This window comes from Fictibacillus phosphorivorans (assembly GCF_001619875.1).
GTDB classification, from domain to species: Bacteria; Bacillota; Bacilli; order Bacillales; family Fictibacillaceae; genus Fictibacillus; species Fictibacillus phosphorivorans_B.
Genome location: NZ_LRFC01000038.1, coordinates 241,559 through 259,645 on the forward strand (window position 1 = coordinate 241,559; position 18,087 = coordinate 259,645).

Below are 18,087 nucleotides of genomic sequence, written 5' to 3' on the forward strand. Positions count from 1 at the left end.
ATGGGAAATGGGGTCAGACCCCATTTCCCATTTATTTCCCAAGCCTTCGAGCAGCTTGCTGGATTGGATCCCACGAACCGTTGTAAGGCGGGGCGTAGGATAAATCAAGATCAGTCAGTTCTTCAACGTCCATCTCATGGTACAGAGCTGTCGCTAAAACATCAATTCGTTTATCAACGCCTTCTGCTCCTATAATTTGACCGCCTAAGAGCTTTTTCGTTTCACGATGATACGTAATTTTAACTTCTAATTTTTTTGGATCAGGATAATATCCAGCATGACTTTTTGTTGTGATCTTAATTTCTCCAAAAGGAATATTGAGTTTTTCTGCTTCTTTGTTGGATAACCCCGTTTTTCCGAGGGTTAGATCCATAAATTGAATGATGGAGGATCCTACAATTCCTTTAAAAGGTTTCTCGACGCCAGCCATATTCAGCCCTGCGATTCGGCCTTGCTTATTTGCCGTTGTTCCAAGCGGGATATGGTCATTGAGTTTTTTTACACGATGATAGTGGGTCGCGCAATCACCAGCGGCATAAACGCCATCCACATTCGTTTCCATTCGCTCGTTTACAACGATAACACCTTGCTCGTTCAGTTCCACATTCGTATTTTTCAAAAAGTCTGTGTTAGGAGTTACGCCAACTGATACGATCACGAGGTCTGTTGGATAATCTTTTTTAGCGGTTTTCACAAACTGAACATGATCATCCCCTTTAAAGCCTAGCACTTCTTCCTCTAAGCAAAGTTCGATGCCATGTTTTTCAGCTTCTTCATGAATGAATGGAGCGAAATCTTCATCAAAGATACTGCCAAGCTGATTGCTGCGCTGGATGATGCGTACACTCTTACCGAGTCGAATCACGTTTTCCGCCATTTCGAGACCGATGTATCCCCCGCCGATAATCGTTACGTTCTGCACATCTTTCAGTCCGGCCATCAGTTCCTCAGCGTCTGGAATCGTTTTAAGCGGATAGATGCCTTTTAGATGAACCCCCGTCCATTGTTTGGGGATGACCGGCCGCACACCAGTAGCGATCAGAAGTTTATCATATATCACCTCGAACGGTTTCCCTGTTTTCGTATGTATGCCAGAGACCGTTTTGGATTCCGTGTTTACGGCATTTACTTCGTGAAACGTCCGTGCGTCCATTCCGTATTTTTCGCGAAAGGTTTCAATACTGCGAGCGATGAGTTTTTCTGTAGAAGGTATAAGCCCGCCAACGACATACGGAAGTCCGCATTGTCCGTAAGAATAGATCCCGCCTTTTTCAAGAACAGTAATATCCGGGTTCTCTGTGTTCCTGACAATCTGCATCGCGGCACTCATGCCAGCTGCGTCTCCTCCAATAATGCAATATTTCATCTGATCAGCTCCTTACATCTCTCTAACAATATAGTATTCCCATTGTCTCGAAAAAAGTAACTATACTTGTAGGATGACACAACTCTCTTGTCTTTGACCAACAAGAAGTATGGACTTAAAACGAACTATGATAGTAGAAAGAGGTGGTGGACTGTGCTAGAAATTAAATCAAACGGAACGGACTGGAATGCACCGGTTCAACCGATTCATACGTTGTTAAAAAAATTGGAACAAAAACCATTAGACCCTGTCTATGAAGGCATGGGGAATTTTATTATTAAGTATAAACATGAACATCAGACAGATCATCCGCGCTATGTTGGATGTACGCACTTTCTCGGTCATTTTGCGACCATTCCATATGTATTCAATCTGATTACGAATGAAAAAGTAGTGATAGAAGAGTTAACGAAAGCGATTCGAATGAACCAAGAGCGTCTGGATTACGAGCAATTGCGCCGAAATATTTTTTCCTATTAATTTCCTTTTGTCCTGTGCTATGCTTTTTGTGAGGTGATGGAAATGAAGGGAAAAGTAGCTTCCTTGAACATCAAGCTTCCGGAAGAAGTAGCAACATCTAAAAAGACTTTTTTTACAGCGTACCATAAAATCCCGCAGCAGCAGCCGGTCTTTTTACATAAAACGCATTTCGAGGGAGACGGTGTTGGAGATAAGGTCCATCATGGCGGACTGGATCAAGCAGTTTGCGTTTATCCTTATGAACATTATGAAAAGTGGAATGCTGAGCTAAAGCTGGAGGTGCCGCTTACGATCCCATCATTCGGTGAAAACATTACGCCAACGAAAATGACAGAAGACGATGTGTGTATTGGGGATATTTTTCAGATGGGGAAAGCAGTCGTTCAAATTACACAGCCTCGCCAGCCCTGTAACACATTAGCTTCTATATTGTGCCGTCCTGATATGATTAAAAAGGTCGTAGATACAGGCCGTACGGGATATTATCTCCGCGTTCTGCAAGAAGGAATGGTGACGACGGGTGATGAGATGGTGAGAATTCATCAGCACCCTGCTGGCATTTCTGTAACAGAAGCCAATCTTATCAAGTATGGATTTGAAAAAGAGTCTGGGAAAATTCAGCGATTAATTGAAGTGAAGGAATTAGCTGAATCGATGAGGCAATCCCTATTAAAAAGAACTTAAAACTTTTATTATAACACCTTTTAAAAAAGGAATCATTTGGGAAAATGGTTTCTTTTTTACGTGGTTTATGGCACTGTAAATACCTTGTTTTTCCCAATATTTGAAAACAACAATCATGATACAATGATTTAGTAATAATCGAACAATTCTGAATTATACATAACGGGCCCGGGACCTGACCACCAAGAGCACATGGTTTGATTGTTATAAAATCATGATTGGGGGAAAAGAAATGAAAAAAACTGTATTACGCGCATGCAGTGCAGTTCTCAGTTTGTTGTTTGTCCTATCTTTAATGGTAGGGAATCTCCATTTCTCTGCATCAGCAGCAACGGTTGAAAAAGGACCGAAAAACTTCCTCGTTGGTTTTAAATCAGATATTCAAACAGCTCAAGTGAATGATATTAAAAAAATGGGTGGGCAGGTTAAGCATCAGTATAAGTTTATGGATACGATGCTTGTTTCCATGCCTGAAGCAGCAGCAGAAGCGCTTAAGAAAAACCCGAATGTTTCTTATGTAGAGGAAGACGGAATCGCGTATAAAACAGCTCAATCTACCCCTTGGGGCGTTACACATATTAAAGCCAATCAAGTTCATGCGACTGGAAACACAGGATCAGGTGTTAAAGTAGCGATCTTAGATACTGGAATTGATGCGAATCATGAAGATTTAACCGTACGCGGAGGCGCTAGCTTCGTACCAAGTGAGCCAAATGCGCTTGTTGATGGTGACGGGCATGGAACACATGTTGCAGGTACAGTTGCAGCACTGAATAACACAGTAGGTGTTCTTGGTGTAGCTTATTCTGCCGACCTTTATGCGGTAAAAGTTCTAGACAGTACAGGAAGCGGAACATACAGCGGGATCATTCAAGGAATTGAGTGGGCGGTTGGAAACAATATGGATGTTATCAACATGAGCTTAGGTGGAAGCTCTGGATCAACGGCGCTTCAGCAAGCTTGTGATAATGCATATAACTCTGGCGTGCTAGTAGTAGCGGCAGCCGGAAACTCAGGAACAAGAGGAAAGCAGAATACAATTGGCTATCCAGCAAAATATGCTTCTGTTATGGCAGTTGGAGCGGTCGATTCTAGCAACAACCGAGCTTCCTTCTCTAGTGTAGGGGGAGAGCTTGAAGTAATGGCTCCAGGTGTAAGTATCTTAAGTTCTGTGCCTGGCAACCAATATGCGAGCTACAACGGAACGTCAATGGCTTCACCACACGTGGCAGGAGCGGCGGCACTTATTATGGCTGGCAACCCAGGCCTGACAAACGTTCAAGTTCGTCAAAAACTTGTCAACACAGCAAAACCACTTGGTGACTCTTTCTATTATGGAAAAGGTGTCATTGATGTGTATGCGGCAACTCGTTAATAGCTGTAAAAGAGACTTCATTGCGAAGTCTCTTTTTTGTATTGTTAGTACGCTGTTTATATAAAATGTGTGATTTTCACACCGAATTCTTTACAAAATATTTGAAATTGATAAGCATCAAAAAAGATAAGTTCTTTTTTTTGCAGGTCATAACTTAATATCGTAGAACCAATCAGAGCATCTTTTCTCCGATAAGCTCTAATATTGGCAGTATGCTGAAACTCTTCAATCATTCCTTTTTCCGTTCCTGTCTTCAAGAGCTCAAAAACGGAAGGAAGATCATTGCTATAAATCTGCTTGTTTTCCCCGCATTTAATCAATCTTATCGTTTTCTTCATTCGCATTTCTCCATATCTATAGTGGTTATTTTTCGCTGTAGTCATTATAATAATAGTTAGTTTCAATTGGCAAGAAGGCACATTATTGTTGCATAGTTACCTTTTTTATACTAAGGAGTGTCAAAAATTGAGAAAAAATTATATACATCCAGTCGAGATAACTTTGGATGTAGTTTGTGGAAAATGGAAGGGTGTCATTCTTTGGCATCTGCAGCAGGAAAATATTCTGCGTTTTGGAGAGCTGAAAAAGCTATTGCCTGGTGTATCTCAAAAAACATTAACGCTACAGTTAAGAGAACTAGAGGAAGACGGGCTTGTTAAGCGCAAGGTTTATCCTCAAGTTCCGCCAAAGGTAGAGTATTCACTTACGCATTATGGGCAAGAATTAGAAGCGACGCTAAATCAGATGTGCGAATGGGGTAAGAGGCATAAAGATAAAGTTGGACAAAATAATCAGCCAGTCAGTCAAGAAAACTCTTAATAAAGAACCTTAAAAAGATTGAGAGTTTAGCTGATAACGACTATAATTATAATGTTATGCATATAAAACAGAGGTGAAAAACCATGTTAGAACGTTTAGAGACAATTGAACAGCGATATGACAAGCTAAATGAAATGCTAAGTGATCCTGAAGTTATAAATGATACAAACAAGCTTCGCGAGTATTCAAAAGAACAATCTTCTCTTCAAGATACAGTAGCGGTTTATCGTGAATATAAAGAAGCTAAAGAGCAGCTGGATGAAGCTAAATTGATGCTTGAAGATAAGCTTGATGCTGAAATGACAGCAATGGTAAAAGAAGAGATCTCAGGACTTAACCAGCAGATCGAAGAATTTACAGCTCAGTTAAAAATTCTATTGCTTCCAAAAGATCCGAACGACGACAAGAACGTTATCGTCGAGGTTCGTGGAGCAGCAGGCGGAGACGAGGCGGCACTTTTCGCTGGCGACCTTTATCGCATGTACACACGTTATGCAGAGATGCAAGGATGGAAGTCTGAAGTAATCGAAGCTTCATACACAGAGCTAGGCGGATATAAAGAGATCATCTTTATGATCAACGGTGCTGGTGCTTATTCGAAGCTAAAATATGAAAACGGCGCACACCGTGTTCAGCGTGTCCCTTCAACAGAATCAGGCGGACGTATTCATACGTCTACAGCTACAGTTGCTGTACTTCCAGAGGCTGAAGAGGTTGAAGTTGAGATTCATGAAAAAGACGTTCGTGTTGATACGTTTACATCTTCTGGTCCTGGGGGTCAGTCTGTAAACACGACTCAATCAGCGGTTCGTTTAACACACATTCCTACAGGTACGGTTGTATCGTGTCAGGATGAGAAATCACAGATCAAGAACAAAGAAAAAGCGATGAAGGTTCTTCGAGCGCGTGTTTATGATAAGATTCAGCGAGAAATTCAAAAAGAGTATGATGAGACACGTAAGAGTGCGGTTGGATCAGGTGACCGTTCAGAGCGTATCCGTACGTACAACTTCCCGCAAAACCGTGTTACCGACCACCGTATCGGCTTAACGATTCAGAAGCTTGACCAAATCCTTCTTGGTAAGATGGATGAGTTTGTTGAAGCATTGATTACAGAAGATCAAACAAGCAAGATGAAAGCTCAGGCGGACGCGTAAAATGAGTACTAAAGTTCATGAAGCCCTCGCGTGGGCTTCTTCTTTTTTAGCTGAAAACGGACGCGAAGGGTTTGCCGCAGAGATTTTGATGAGGCATGTGTTAGGTGATGTGAACCGGACGGAGATGCTCATGCGTCTTCACGATGCGATGGATGAGGATGCGTACGCTGAGTTGAAAAGAGCGGTCGCGCGCCATGCTGACGGGGAACCTGTTCAGTACATTACGGGCAAAGAAGAGTTTTATGGCCGAACGTTTTTGGTGAACAAAGAAGTCTTAATTCCACGCCCTGAAACCGAAGAACTGGTCGAGCATATGCTGACGCTTATTTCTAACCAATTTGGAGTTGAAGAGCACGTATCCGTTGCAGATATTGGCACAGGAAGCGGTGCGATCTCGATTTCGTTAGCACTTGAAAACGAGCGATTGAACGTATATACGGTTGATATAGCAGAGGAATCGATTGATGTCGCCCGATGGAATGCAGATACACTTGGTGCAAAGGTTACATTCCTGCACGGCGACTTGCTGCAGCCTTTCATTGAACAGGGTAAGAAGCTGGATGTAGTCGTATCAAACCCGCCTTATATCCCTGATCATGAGATAGCGGTACTTGAAACCATCGTAAAAGACCGAGAGCCGATGAGAGCATTAAGCGGCGGGGAAGATGGATATGTTTTTTACAGAAGATTTATGGAAGAGTTGCCGCTCGTGTTGAAAGAAAAAGCGATTGTTGGCTTTGAAGTAGGAGCTGGGCAGGGAGAGACAGTAGCGGATATGCTGCGTGAAACGTTCCCTGGTGCTGAAGTTTATGTGAAAGAAGACATCAGCGGCAAGGACCGTATGGTTTTCGCCCTTCTTGGGAAATAACGTGGGAAATGGGGTCTGACCCCGGGTCAGACCCCAAACAATTTACACACAATTCAAATCAAAAAAGGAAAGAGGCCCTTTGGCCTCTTTCCTTTTTCCTTATCCCACCCATTCTATTCTTATTCTCATTTTTATTCTTATTCCTTCACCATCAACTTAAGAGGTGCGGGAATCTTCTTTTCTACTTTCTTTCCAGCTAGTACGTCTGATGCGGCTTTTACAGCGAGTTCACCGATCAGTGCAGGCTGTTGAGCGACCGTTGCTGCTAGCTTTCCTTCTTTTACAGCGTTCACCGCATCATCATTTCCATCAAATCCAACGACTAACACATCGCGGCCTGAGCTGTTGATGGCTTGCAGGGCACCTAACGCCATTTCATCGTTGTGTGCGAAGACTGCTTTTATGTCAGGATTTCCTTGAAGGACGTTCTCCATAACGTTCAACCCTTTTGTCCGGTCAAAGTCAGCTGATTGCTTGGCAGCGACATCTAGCTTTTGATCTGCCACGTTATGAAACCCTTTACCGCGTTCGCGTGTAGCGGATGCACCTGGTACACCTTCTAACTCAGCGACTTTTGCGCCTTCACCAAGCTGTTCCACGATAAAGTCAGCAGCCATTTGGCCACCTTTTACGTTATCAGAGGCTACAAGTGTTGCTACATCCCCTTTATCTGTTGAGCGGTCGAGCGTCACAACTGGAACCCCAATGTTGTTTGCAGATTGAACGGCAGTGGAGATCGCGGCTGATTCTGTAGGATTGATCAATAGGGCATCAATTCCTTGCTGCAATAGGTCTTCAACATCGTTTACTTGTTTAGCAGAGTCATTCTGTGCATCTACGACAACTACTTCTGCTCCTTGTTTCTTTGCTTCATCGATAACACCATTTTTCATGGAAACGAAGAACGGATTGTTTAGCGTTGAAACAGATAAGCCGATTTTTATTTTTTCTCCGTCTCCTTTTTTGGATGGCTTCGCCCATGAAGGGGGCTCTAATGAACATGCTCCTAGTAAGAAAAGAGAGAGTGACATCATAATTAATAAAGCTTTTTTCATAATTTGAACCCTCCTATGCTGCTTTTTTGCGGTCAATCAATACGGCGATCAGGATAACGACACCTTTTACGACCATTTGGAAGAATGAAGAGACGCCTAGCAAGTTCAGACCATTGTTAAGCGTTCCGATGATCAAAGCTCCAATCAATGTTCCGACAATCAAACCTCGTCCGCCAGATAGACTTGTACCGCCTAGTACGACGGTGCGATCGCGTCTAACTCATAAGATGTTCCGGCAGTTGGCTGTGCTGAGTTCAAACGCGAAGTTAAAATCGCACCGGCCAATGCCGCAAGAAGTCCAGCTAGAGAATAGATCATCACTTTTACTTTTGTTACTTTAATACCTGATATGATTGCGGCTTTTTCGTTTCCACCGATCGCGTATGTTTTACGTCCGAACGGAGTCTTGTGAAGGATCACCCAAAACAATGCGAAAGAAACCATCATCGTAATCGCTGGGACTGGAATGCCTAAAAAATATCCTCGTCCGAAAAGCTGAAATAAATAGTTCTCGCCAAGACCTGTAATCGGGTTCCCGTCTGTATACACGAGAGTCAATCCACGGAAAATCGTCATGGTAGCAAGTGTTGCGATAAAAGGAGCCATTTTTCCTTTTGTGATCAATAGGCCGTTAATCGCACCCATCACAGCTCCAAGTAAACATCCGATTAAGATGGCGAGCATCGGGTCCATTCCCGATACGATCATACCAGCCATCAACGCACTCGAAAGCGCTAGAATCGCACCGACCGATAAATCGATACCGCCTGTTAAAATAACGAATGTCATACCAAACGCAATAAGTGCATTAATCGCCACTTGGCGAAGCAAGTTTAATAAGTTTAGTGGTTCTAGGAAACTTGGGTTCAGGACCGATACAATAACGACAAGAATGATGAGGCCTAAGAATGGTCCAAGCTTCTGCGTGATCGTATCGACATGATTCACTTTTGCAGGTGTAGTTTTCATATTACTGTCCTCCTGTTGCATACGTCATAATCTTTTCTTGTGTGGCTTCATTCTTCAGTAGCTCACCACTGATTTTCCCTTCGTGAACGACAAGGATACGGTCGCTCATGCCAAGTACTTCTGGCAGTTCAGATGAAACCATAATGATGGCTACACCTCGATCGGTAAGCTCATTCATCAGCTGATAGATTTCACGTTTCGCCCCAACATCAACGCCTCTTGTCGGTTCGTCCAAAATGAGAACTCTCGGGCCGATCCCGACCCATTTAGCGATAACGACTTTTTGCTGATTACCACCTGATAAATTCTTTGCAGATGTTTCGCCAGACTCTGTTTTGATACGAAGGCGCTTGATCAGCATATCGACAAAGTCTGTTTCTGTTTTATAAGCGATAAACCCATTTTTCGAAAAGCTCGTTAAGTTCGGCAGTGCCATATTTTCGCGTATCGAAAAATCCAAAACCAATCCTTCATTTTTCCGATCTTCTGTTATAAAACCAATCCCGCGTTTCACAGCCTCAAACGGATTTTTAATCGATGCTTTCTGCCCGTTGATCAAAATCTCACCAGAATCCAGCTGGTCGAGGCCAAACAACGCTCGCATGATCTCAGTTCTGCCAGCACCCATCAGGCCAGCAACGCCAACAATTTCACCAGATTTTACTGAAAAATTCACATCTTCAAAAACACCTTGTCTTGTGGCATTCTTGACTTCTAAAATCGTATCGCCAATATTCGGATTACGCTCTGGATAACGATCAGTCAGTTCACGGCCCACCATTTTTCGAACCACTTCATCAAAGCTAGTCTCTGAGACCATTTGCGTATCTACCGTTTTACCGTCCCGCATGACCGTAATGCGGTCACATATCGCGAAGATCTCTTCCATCCGGTGAGAAATATAAACGATGGACACGCCTTCTTTCCGAAGTGCGTTGATCACGTTAAACAATTTTTCAATCTCACGCTCTGTAAGTGCAGCAGTAGGCTCGTCCATGATGATGACTTTTGCATTCGTCATCAGTGCTTTTGCAATTTCAATCATCTGCTGTTCACCGACTGAGCAGAGTCCAGCTTCTTTCTCAAGCGGGATCGTAACAGCCAGTTTGTCGAATTGCTTTTTTGCCAACGCTTTCATTTCTTTCGTTTTTAAAAGGCCGAACGGTGAGCGTAATTCTTTTCCGATAAACAGATTATCAAGCACCGTCATATCAGGCCATACGTTCAGCTCTTGATGGATAAAGGCAATACCGTGCTTTTCGGCTTCTTTCGGATTATCAAAATAACGTTCTTCCCCATCAATCACTATCTTTCCAGAATCTCGTTTATGAAGACCGGTCAGAATGTTCATCATCGTTGATTTTCCTGCGCCGTTTTCACCCATAAGGGCATGAACTTCGCCTTCTTTGAGATCGAAATGAACACCAGTTAGTACTTGGTTGGCACCAAATGCTTTATAGATGTCGTTCATTTGAATATGCATCACAATCACCTCTTTCTAGAAGATTACACCTGCTTGTAAAATACAGTTTGCGTATGGTGTGACTTCACCTGTCCGAATCACAACTTTTGCAACCTTTGTTTTTTCTTTAAATTCTTCATGCGATAAAAATTCAATCTCGGTATCTGAAAAAGTTTTCTTCATAAATTGAAGCGTATTTTCGTTATTTTCTTGTATTTCACTCGCTAAAACCACTTTTTCGACAACCATATCATCACTTACAGCTTCTACTACCTCTGCAAAACTTGGTACACCGAGAGTTAAAGCAAGATCGATCCGCGGAACATCACTTGGAATCGGAAGCCCCGCATCAGCGATCACAATAAGATCGGTATGACCAAGGTCGCTTAACACTTTTGAAATATGACTGTTTAACATGCCTTGTCGCTTCATAATGTTTCCTCCACTTCTTCTCGAAGTGGCATTCCGCCTTGTGCTCCAAACTTTGTAACCGATAGGGAAGCCGCTCGGTTAGCGAATCGAAGGCTGTCGCTTATGCTGTTTCCCTCTGCTAGAGCTACAGCAAGTGCGGCATTAAACGTATCTCCTGCACCTGTCGTATCGACGGCTTCAACGGGATAAGAGGGAACAAGCACTTCTTTTTCACCATCATGATATCGAACGCCATCTTTGCCCTCTGTTATAAAAACTTTGTTAGGATACTGTTTTAATGCTTCTTCTGTTGATAAACCATCAAACAATACCGCAGCTTCATGTTCGTTAGGTGTAATGTAGCTCGCTTTGGCTATCACATTTTGTGAAAGCGGGCGGGCAGGAGCCGGGTTAAGCAGCAATGAAACATTGTGTTCTGTACAAATTTCACTCACGTATTCAATCGTTTCTTCAGGAATCTCTTGCTGAATGAGCACCATATCCGCTTGTTTTATTAGAGTCAGTGATTTTTTCACATAGTGTGGTGTGACATGATCGTTTGCACCTTTCACAACCACAATACTGTTGTCGCCTTCAGCTAAAATGATATGAGCCGTACCGCTCTCTGCATCTGTAACCGGTTCCACATTCGTTGCATCAACACCGTTTTGTTTAAAATTCTCTACGATTGCCGCTCCATAATGATCATCGCCTACACATCCGATCATGAAGACGTCTGCTCCAAGGCGAGCAGCTGCTACAGCCTGATTCGCTCCTTTTCCTCCGGGTACGGTTTTAAACGAGCTGCCTAATACGGTTTCTCCCGCTCCAGGCCGCTTATCTGATGTAACAACTAAATCCATGGAAGAACTGCCAATGACCACAATCTTAACCATTTGTATCAACCTTTCTTGTTGTGTTTCGATCTATAAATGTAACAGGCATCTGAATATGCTGTTGTTCAATCTTTTCTTTGTTCATGATTTTAACAAGCAATTGTGCAGCTTCTTTCCCCATTTCATAAGCCGGCTGGCGTATGGTAGAGAGGGGAGGAAACAACAAGCTACTCTGCGGAATATCGTCAAATCCGATGATCTGCAGATCCTCTGGAATCGACTTTCCGAGGCGAAGCGCTTCGTGTAACACAGCTGTCGCAACAATGTCATTACTTGCAAGCACCCCGTCTGTATCTGGGTAGGTGGCAAAAAGTTCTTTTGCCCATTTCTCTGCGTCCTCAAATGCAAATGAAGTTGTCGTCATCACATGAAAATCAACACTTGATTGACTTAACACTTCTAAAGCACCTTGAAAACGGTCTTGAGCTGGCTGGATGTGTGCTGGGCCTTTTAAAAGAGTGATGCGCTTGCTTCCTCTTTTTAAAATTTCGTCTGCTGCTATTCTGCCGCCCTCTTTTCCGTCCGCATACACCGACGGATAATCGTTCGATGTTCGGTCTAGAAAAACAACGGGAATGGACAGATCTTTATAGTTTGTTTTTGTTTTATTATTTGTTGCAGAGATAATTCCGACCACATTGTTTTGAATAAATGTGTTCAGGTAATCCATCTCTTTCTCAGCGTTCTCATCACTGTTTCCAAACAATAAACGGTAGCCTTCTCTTTGCATCTCATCTTCAACACCTCTTGCAAGCTGCGGAAAAAACGGGTTCGTTATGTCTGGCAGCAACAGTCCGATAAGCTTTGACTTCTTTTTAAAAAGGGAGCGGGCTACTTCATTAGGGCTGTACTTTAACTCTTCAACCGCTGCCATCACTTTTTTTCGTGTATCCTCGTGCACATATCCTGTTTCATTTAGAACACGAGATACAGTCGCAACTGACACACCTGATTTCTTTGCAACATCACGAATCGTAACCAATGTTTCGCCTCCTCCCAAACTATATGTAACCGTTTACACATATAAATTAACACGAATGAAAGCGGTACGCAAGTTGGTAAATGTTTCTTTGATATTTTTTATCTGACTGAAAAGTGGTTGCTTGGAGTTACTTTCTTCATTGACAAGTTGGTTGGAGTGTAAGATGCGAGACTCCTGCGGGACAGGCGGGCAGGTGAGACACTTATACGTGAAACGTTCGAATGTGGCTCACCGCCTGCCCCGCGGAAAGCGAGTATCTGTAACGGAAATCAACCACTTCCAAAAACAACGAAGCACAACGATTGTCGAATCACCAAGAACGAATTTTACTAGTTTACTAGTATGAAACTTTTGCGCTGTGTCCAAACTGTGGTTAGATACGACGGGGGAGGAAAAAACAATGAAAAAACGCAATCATTTCTTTATTCTTATTCTTATTTCTTTAGCGGTGATGTTCTTATTTTTTGAAACGCAAACAAAAGTGGCAAACGCAACAATGAATGCCTCTGTTAAGATACCAGATGAGTCGATCAGACTTCGTATTTTAGCGAACAGCAACAGCGAAGCTGATCAAAAGCTTAAGCGTGAGATCCGAGACGAAGTGAACGCACAGATCACGACTTGGGTTGGCGAGCTATCCACTATTTCTGAAGCACGTGAGATCATTCGTAAACAGCTTCCTGCGATTGAAACAATCGTTCAAACCAAGCTGGATGAAGCTGGACTGGAAAAGACGTTTTCAGTAGAACTAAACAAGGTAGCTTTTCCTACTAAAATGTATGGCGAGTACATCTATCCAGCAGGTCAATATGAAGCCGTGCTGATTACGCTTGGAGAAGGTGAAGGGAAGAACTGGTGGTGTGTTCTTTTTCCACCATTATGTTTCTTAGACTTTGAAAACGGTGATGCCGTAAAAGAAAACAAAGATAGCAAAGCGGATGTGGCGGAAACGGCTTCTGCTGAGGAAACGGAGCAAGCAGATGAAATCCAGACTAAATTTTTTGTAGTAGAGCTGTTTCATAGCCTTGTTAGCGCAGTGGGCTCCTTATTCTCTTAAAAGGTGCATAAGTTCCTCCCTATTTTCATAGATTATAGAAAATGAAGAAGGTAACCGAATGGTGGTTAACCTTCTTTTTTTGAAAAACTCGTAATAACTGGAGTGTTGTCCGTTTGACACGCACATCCTAACAGGTGAATTTTACTTTTCCGTGATTATTTGTTTTTTTTCCGTGCCAGTTTTTCCGTGATGAAAGACCATTTTTCCGTGATTATTACAACTCAACTTAGAGTGTTTAAAAAATGTGTCTACATACGCTGGAAATAAGGCTCTTTTAACACCTAATCACAGCACTTTTTCAAGCTTGAGCTTAAACAAAAAAGTGAAAACGGCCAAACGAGGCTGAAATTATATAAGAATAGGGGAGTTACGTTATGACCATTATTTTAAGGCAGGCGATGCAGCATGAGGCAAAGGATTTATTGCAGCTCGTCGGGAAAGCTGGGCTTCAGTCAGAGGGGATCAAGGACAGCATTGAAAACTATCTCGTTGTGGTAAATGATGCAGGAGAGACGATTGGAACGGTTGGATTAGAGCGCATCGGGAATGATGGCTTACTGCGTTCATTCGTTCTGAAACAGAAATATTCGTCTGAAACGCTTCTCCTTAAACTCATTGATAAAATTTTGGTATACTCAAAAGATAAAGGAGTCGAGACTCTTTATTTGCTTACAAAAGCTGTGCACATGTTTGAAGCACTTTCTTTTAAGATTATCCCAAAAGATAAAGTGCCTCCACATATTGAAAGTGCAGAGCATGTTAAAAATAATGCAACATCAGGAGCGGAACTTTTAGCTTACGCATTGGATTCTTAAACATTTGTCAACAAGTTGTCCACAATTAACGACAAATTGTGTATAACTCTGTGGATATAAAAGTTTTGCAGTTCACCTTTTAAATATAAGGTTACCTGAGTAGTAGAAAGGATTTATCTCATGAGATCATTCCAAACGGAACGCTGGACTGTGGATAAAACAGAACAACCATTAACAACTCATCCACATGTTATTCAAGCTTCCTTGTGGATAAAAAAGAATGAAGTTATCGCGATACCAACTGAAACGGTTTACGGACTGGCCGGAAACGCCAAAAGTGATGAGGCGATTTCACGCATTTTTGAAGCGAAAGGAAGACCGAGTGATAATCCGCTCATCGTCCACATTTCCGAACGATCACAGTTAGAAGGGCTTGTTTCTTCTATTCCTGAGACCGCTAAAAAACTAATGAATACGTTTTGGCCAGGCCCATTAACAATCGTGCTGCCAAAAGGAGACGAAGTAAGCGAAAAAGTAACGGCTGGGTTATCCACAGTTGCAGTACGAATGCCTGATCACGACATCGCTCTTGCGTTGATCGAAGCTTCAGGTGTGCCACTTGCTGCACCAAGTGCAAACCTTTCAGGGAAACCTAGTCCGACAACTGCGGATCACGTTTATGAAGATCTTAAGAGCAGAATTCCCGGCATTGTGGATGGAGGGTCAACGGGTGTTGGCGTAGAATCCACAGTTGTAGAGTGTGCGAATGATCTCGTAACGATCTTAAGACCTGGCGGGGTGACGTTAGAAGAATTAGAAAAAGTAGCTGGTTTTGGCCATGTTGTTGTGGATCCTGGCCTGGAAAATGAAAAGCATGCACCAAAGTCACCAGGCATGAAGTATACCCACTATGCACCTGACGCACCATTCGTTCTTGTGGACGGAAGTCCTGAATTTTTACAAGGGCTTGTGGATAAAGAACGTGAAGCGGGACGGAAAATCGGGATCCTTACTACCGAAGAAAGAATGGATTTTTATAAAGCGGACTGTTTGATTCCAGCGGGGAAGCGGTCGAATCCTGAAACGGTGGCACAGCATTTATACGAGGCATTACGAGCATTTAATGAAGCGAATGTTGACCAAATTTTTGGGGAAGTTTTTCCGAAAGAAGGAGTCGGCGTCGCGATTATGAACAGACTCGAAAAATCGGCTGGCGGACATATCGTAAAAGAATAGAAAATGGGGCCAGATCCAACTTTTTTAATTGAATCAGTCTTTTTTAATATAAAAAGAGGTGCAGGACCCCTTTGAGCGACCCTGAATTAAAAGCTAAATTATAAATACACAGTAATCCATTTTATTGTCACGGTAAATCCAACTAAATTCACGGATAGAATGAGTAATTTCACGGATAAAAAATTTTAAACGATTTTCGACAAAACGATCACTCTCATCCTCATGTGAATTGAAAAAAAGCCTGCGTCCATTTTAAGACGCAGGCTTATTTGTGTGGATGGGAAGCAAGATCGAGAATGTTGTACCCTCATCAATCTTACTGTCGATTAGAATTTTACCATGATGGTTCTCAACGATTTTATAACAGATCATGAGGCCGAGGCCGGTACCTTTTTCTTTTGTCGTATAAAAAGGTTCGCCGAGCGTCGGCAGGCGTTCTTCTGGAATACCGCATCCATGGTCGATAAAGGAAGCCATCACATAATTGCCTTGTTTTTGAAGATGAATATGTACAGAACCACCGGTAGGCATCGCTTCGATCGCATTCTTCAGCATGTTTACAAACACTTGCTTGATCTGATTATCCACACACCAAATCTCAGGCAGGTCAGGTTCACTTTCAAAATAGATCTGGACATTTGTTAAGATGGCTTGCGTATCAAGAATCGAGATAACGTGCCTTAACAGCTGACGAAGATCGGTTTGTGTAAAATTCATCGCTTGCGGTTTAGCGAGCAGCATGAACTCTCCAACAATGCTGTTGATGCGGTCGATCTCAGATAGCATGATTTCATAATAATCTTCGTTTTCTGAAGCTCTCGACTGAAGAAGCTGCAAAAAGCCGCGAATGGAAGTAAGCGGGTTGCGAATTTCATGAGCCACACCAGCAGCAAGCTGTCCGAGTACTGATAATTTGTCAGACTTTCTTAGCATTTCTTCAGCATTTTTGCGTTCCGTTAGATCACGTGCGACAACAACGCAAGAATCAGGCTGATTGGTATCGTTCAGAATCGGTGTCGCATTGGCTTCAAGGGTGACCCAGTGACCGTGTGCATGTTTGCAGCGCACTTCAAATTTTACGGGCTTTTGTGTTTGCACCATTTCGTTGATTGCCATTTTTACTTTTGGTCTGTCATCGGAATGAAAAAAGCCTTGAATCTTTTTGCCGTCATAAAGAGACGGGTCAAAACCCAGAAGAAGCCGGTTAGAAGGGGATACATATTTTACGTTGCCTTCTAAATCAACAACACCTATTAAATCGGTCGTGTTCTCCGCAATGATCCTGTATTTTTCTTCGCTTTCCTTTAGCGCTTTTTCCTTAAGTTTTTTTTCTGTAATATCGCGTGAGATGGCAGAAAGGGCGACGACTTCACCGTTTTCTCCGTAAATCGGGCTTAAGGAAAGGCTTACATTTAGACGTTTGCCGCATTTCGTTAAGCGTATGGTCTCGACACCTTTTACATAACCGCCATGTTTAACGATTGTCATCAGTCTTTCTGATTCAGCAGCTTTATCCTCAGGCACGATGGGAAGGATGTGTGAGGTCTGGTTGATGAGTTCGTCTTGTGACCATCCATAAATAAATTCAAACGCCGGATTCACTTTTACAGAGTAATTGGTTAGATGAACAACTGAGATGGCATCGCTAGAGTGATAGATGACGGATTCAAGCAAGTCCTTTGTTTCTCGGAGTTCTTTCTCCGCTTCTCGTTTTGCGGTTACGTCTTTTGCGATGCCAAACACACCGAGCACTTTGTTTAGCACGATGATCGGAGTGAGCGTGAACGTGATCTGACGGATGCCCCCATTCTTTTGCCTGATGCGGGTTTCATGCATTTTTGATTTGCCTTTTAAGGCTTCGTTAAATTGATCAATCGCAATCGCTTTTCGGTCAGGCATCAAGAACGGAACAAAAGTCATGTTCAATAGTTCCGTTTCACTATATCCGGTTAGTTTCGTACATGCTTTATTAACGGTCGTAAACTTTCCGTCCATATCCAGTGAAAATAAGGCGTCAATGTTGTGATCCATCAAAGAACGGAAACGCTGTTCGCTTTCAGCAAGCTGGGTCTCGACGGATACACGTTCGCTCAAATCTACACAAATTCCATACACTTCCGTAACGTTACCATCTTTATTATAAATGGGGCCGATCGCGGCTAAAAAAGGAATGCCGTTCAGCGCTGCTTCATATGTAAGGCTTTCTCCGTTCAGGGCTTTTTCGTACATTTCCTTTTTAAAAGCAGCCATTTCTTCTGGAAAGATATCTTCTATTCTCTTATTTAAAACGTTTTCCTTCTTGAGACCAAACAAGTCAAACAGTTCGCCTTCGCTCTCGGTCATAATAAGGTCTTCATTTTGTTTTTTACAGCGAAAAGTCATGCTTTTTTGACGGGATAACCCGGTCTGAAAGAAAGACGGCTGCCACACGCCTTTTCCTTTATCTTTTATGGCCGAAGCGTTCTTAATCATCCTTGTTCCTCTCCTTTACGTGCAGAGTTCTATCTTTTTATAT

Annotated in this window: 18 protein-coding genes and 1 pseudogene; 10 read left to right on the forward strand and 9 right to left on the reverse strand. The window is 42.7% G+C overall.

Annotated elements, in window-relative coordinates; translation table 11 throughout:
- Window positions 1-31: 31 nt before the first annotated feature.
- Window positions 32-1,366: an FAD-dependent oxidoreductase gene (locus tag AWM68_RS17215; RefSeq protein ID WP_066244715.1), complete on the reverse strand. Its 1,335-nt coding sequence runs from the start codon at window positions 1,364-1,366 to the stop codon at window positions 32-34.
- 153 nt (window positions 1,367-1,519) lie between these two features.
- On the opposite strand from AWM68_RS17215, the gene AWM68_RS17220 reads away from it, so the two are divergent.
- From AWM68_RS17220 to AWM68_RS17230, 3 genes are all read left to right on the forward strand, one after another.
- Window positions 1,520-1,846 (forward strand): hypothetical protein, encoded by a 327-nt coding sequence (locus tag AWM68_RS17220; RefSeq protein WP_066244717.1) that lies wholly within the window; start codon window positions 1,520-1,522, stop codon window positions 1,844-1,846.
- 42 nt (window positions 1,847-1,888) lie between these two features.
- Entirely contained in the window at window positions 1,889-2,530 is a 642-nt protein-coding gene (locus AWM68_RS17225) for an MOSC domain-containing protein (RefSeq protein WP_066244720.1), read from the forward strand.
- Between the two features lie 232 nt (window positions 2,531-2,762).
- Window positions 2,763-3,905, forward strand: coding sequence for a S8 family peptidase (locus AWM68_RS17230; RefSeq protein WP_066244722.1), 1,143 nt, complete (start codon window positions 2,763-2,765; stop codon window positions 3,903-3,905).
- Between the two features lie 56 nt (window positions 3,906-3,961).
- On the opposite strand, the gene AWM68_RS17235 is transcribed toward AWM68_RS17230, so the two are convergent.
- Window positions 3,962-4,243: a hypothetical protein gene (locus AWM68_RS17235; RefSeq protein ID WP_066244724.1), complete on the reverse strand. Its 282-nt coding sequence runs from the start codon at window positions 4,241-4,243 to the stop codon at window positions 3,962-3,964.
- 127 nt (window positions 4,244-4,370) lie between these two features.
- On the opposite strand from AWM68_RS17235, the gene AWM68_RS17240 reads away from it, so the two are divergent.
- From AWM68_RS17240 to prmC, 3 genes are all read left to right on the forward strand, one after another.
- A complete protein-coding gene (locus tag AWM68_RS17240) occupies window positions 4,371-4,724 on the forward strand; it encodes a winged helix-turn-helix transcriptional regulator (RefSeq protein ID WP_066244726.1) in 354 nt (117 codons plus the stop codon).
- An 83-nt stretch (window positions 4,725-4,807) separates the two neighbouring features.
- A complete protein-coding gene (gene prfA / locus AWM68_RS17245; RefSeq protein WP_066244729.1) occupies window positions 4,808-5,881 on the forward strand; it encodes a peptide chain release factor 1 in 1,074 nt (357 codons plus the stop codon).
- A 1-nt stretch (window position 5,882) separates the two neighbouring features.
- The gene (gene prmC, locus AWM68_RS17250; RefSeq protein WP_066244731.1) at window positions 5,883-6,749 is read left to right on the forward strand and encodes a peptide chain release factor N(5)-glutamine methyltransferase; all 867 of its coding nucleotides are present in this window, start codon (window positions 5,883-5,885) and stop codon (window positions 6,747-6,749) included.
- 137 nt (window positions 6,750-6,886) lie between these two features.
- Here the strand turns inward: prmC and rbsB are convergent, their stop codons facing one another.
- The 6 genes and pseudogenes from rbsB to AWM68_RS17280 all read right to left on the reverse strand — a co-directional run bounded on the left by rbsB (window position 6,887) and on the right by AWM68_RS17280 (window position 12,524).
- Window positions 6,887-7,804 carry a ribose ABC transporter substrate-binding protein RbsB gene (rbsB, locus tag AWM68_RS17255; protein WP_066244733.1) on the reverse strand — a complete coding sequence of 306 codons (918 nt, stop codon included), beginning with the start codon at window positions 7,802-7,804 and terminating at the stop codon, window positions 6,887-6,889.
- Between the two features lie 13 nt (window positions 7,805-7,817).
- Window positions 7,818-8,773 (reverse strand): annotated as a pseudogene (gene rbsC, locus AWM68_RS17260) (ribose ABC transporter permease RbsC).
- A gap of 1 nt (window position 8,774) precedes the next feature.
- On the reverse strand, window positions 8,775-10,256 hold the full coding sequence (locus AWM68_RS17265; protein ID WP_066244735.1) for a sugar ABC transporter ATP-binding protein: 1,482 nt from the start codon (window positions 10,254-10,256) through the stop codon (window positions 8,775-8,777).
- Between the two features lie 15 nt (window positions 10,257-10,271).
- Window positions 10,272-10,667, reverse strand: a complete 396-nt coding sequence (gene rbsD / locus AWM68_RS17270; protein ID WP_066244737.1) for a D-ribose pyranase — start codon at window positions 10,665-10,667, stop codon at window positions 10,272-10,274.
- Window positions 10,664-11,542: a ribokinase gene (gene rbsK / locus AWM68_RS17275; protein WP_066244738.1), complete on the reverse strand. Its 879-nt coding sequence runs from the start codon at window positions 11,540-11,542 to the stop codon at window positions 10,664-10,666. The genes rbsD and rbsK overlap by 4 nt, the downstream gene beginning before the upstream one ends.
- Window positions 11,535-12,524: a LacI family DNA-binding transcriptional regulator gene (locus AWM68_RS17280; protein WP_066244739.1), complete on the reverse strand. Its 990-nt coding sequence runs from the start codon at window positions 12,522-12,524 to the stop codon at window positions 11,535-11,537. Before AWM68_RS17280 ends, rbsK begins: the two co-directional genes overlap by 8 nt.
- A gap of 163 nt (window positions 12,525-12,687) precedes the next feature.
- Here AWM68_RS17280 and AWM68_RS21545 point away from each other — a divergent pair, with 163 nt between their 5' ends.
- The 4 genes from AWM68_RS21545 to AWM68_RS17295 all read left to right on the forward strand — a co-directional run bounded on the left by AWM68_RS21545 (window position 12,688) and on the right by AWM68_RS17295 (window position 15,572).
- Window positions 12,688-12,870 carry a hypothetical protein gene (locus tag AWM68_RS21545; RefSeq protein ID WP_156488441.1) on the forward strand — a complete coding sequence of 61 codons (183 nt, stop codon included), beginning with the start codon at window positions 12,688-12,690 and terminating at the stop codon, window positions 12,868-12,870.
- Window positions 12,871-12,924: 54 nt separating this feature from the next.
- Complete coding sequence (gene spoIIR / locus AWM68_RS17285) at window positions 12,925-13,581, forward strand: stage II sporulation protein R (protein ID WP_066244742.1); 657 nt, start codon at window positions 12,925-12,927, stop codon at window positions 13,579-13,581.
- Between the two features lie 374 nt (window positions 13,582-13,955).
- Complete coding sequence (locus tag AWM68_RS17290; protein ID WP_066244744.1) at window positions 13,956-14,396, forward strand: hypothetical protein; 441 nt, start codon at window positions 13,956-13,958, stop codon at window positions 14,394-14,396.
- A gap of 120 nt (window positions 14,397-14,516) precedes the next feature.
- The gene (locus tag AWM68_RS17295; protein ID WP_066244745.1) at window positions 14,517-15,572 is read left to right on the forward strand and encodes an L-threonylcarbamoyladenylate synthase; all 1,056 of its coding nucleotides are present in this window, start codon (window positions 14,517-14,519) and stop codon (window positions 15,570-15,572) included.
- A 252-nt stretch (window positions 15,573-15,824) separates the two neighbouring features.
- Here AWM68_RS17295 and AWM68_RS17300 read toward each other — a convergent pair whose 3' ends face one another.
- The gene (locus AWM68_RS17300; RefSeq protein WP_066244746.1) at window positions 15,825-18,044 is read right to left on the reverse strand and encodes a PAS domain S-box protein; all 2,220 of its coding nucleotides are present in this window, start codon (window positions 18,042-18,044) and stop codon (window positions 15,825-15,827) included.
- Between the last annotated feature and the right edge of the window lie 43 nt (window positions 18,045-18,087).

Coding starts and splice junctions, on each gene's coding strand:
- AWM68_RS17215 (WP_066244715.1), bottom strand. CDS start 1,366: ATGAAATATTGCATTATTGGAGGAGACGCAGCTGGCATGAGTGCCGCG.
- AWM68_RS17225 (WP_066244720.1), top strand. CDS start 1,889: ATGAAGGGAAAAGTAGCTTCCTTGAACATCAAGCTTCCGGAAGAAGTA.
- AWM68_RS17230 (WP_066244722.1), top strand. CDS start 2,763: ATGAAAAAAACTGTATTACGCGCATGCAGTGCAGTTCTCAGTTTGTTG.
- AWM68_RS17235 (WP_066244724.1), bottom strand. CDS start 4,243: ATGAAGAAAACGATAAGATTGATTAAATGCGGGGAAAACAAGCAGATT.
- prfA (WP_066244729.1), top strand. CDS start 4,808: ATGTTAGAACGTTTAGAGACAATTGAACAGCGATATGACAAGCTAAAT.
- prmC (WP_066244731.1), top strand. CDS start 5,883: ATGAGTACTAAAGTTCATGAAGCCCTCGCGTGGGCTTCTTCTTTTTTA.
- rbsB (WP_066244733.1), bottom strand. CDS start 7,804: ATGAAAAAAGCTTTATTAATTATGATGTCACTCTCTCTTTTCTTACTA.
- AWM68_RS17265 (WP_066244735.1), bottom strand. CDS start 10,256: ATGCATATTCAAATGAACGACATCTATAAAGCATTTGGTGCCAACCAA.
- rbsD (WP_066244737.1), bottom strand. CDS start 10,667: ATGAAGCGACAAGGCATGTTAAACAGTCATATTTCAAAAGTGTTAAGC.
- rbsK (WP_066244738.1), bottom strand. CDS start 11,542: ATGGTTAAGATTGTGGTCATTGGCAGTTCTTCCATGGATTTAGTTGTT.
- AWM68_RS21545 (WP_156488441.1), top strand. CDS start 12,688: ATGCGAGACTCCTGCGGGACAGGCGGGCAGGTGAGACACTTATACGTG.
- spoIIR (WP_066244742.1), top strand. CDS start 12,925: ATGAAAAAACGCAATCATTTCTTTATTCTTATTCTTATTTCTTTAGCG.
- AWM68_RS17290 (WP_066244744.1), top strand. CDS start 13,956: ATGACCATTATTTTAAGGCAGGCGATGCAGCATGAGGCAAAGGATTTA.
- AWM68_RS17295 (WP_066244745.1), top strand. CDS start 14,517: ATGAGATCATTCCAAACGGAACGCTGGACTGTGGATAAAACAGAACAA.
- AWM68_RS17300 (WP_066244746.1), bottom strand. CDS start 18,044: ATGATTAAGAACGCTTCGGCCATAAAAGATAAAGGAAAAGGCGTGTGG.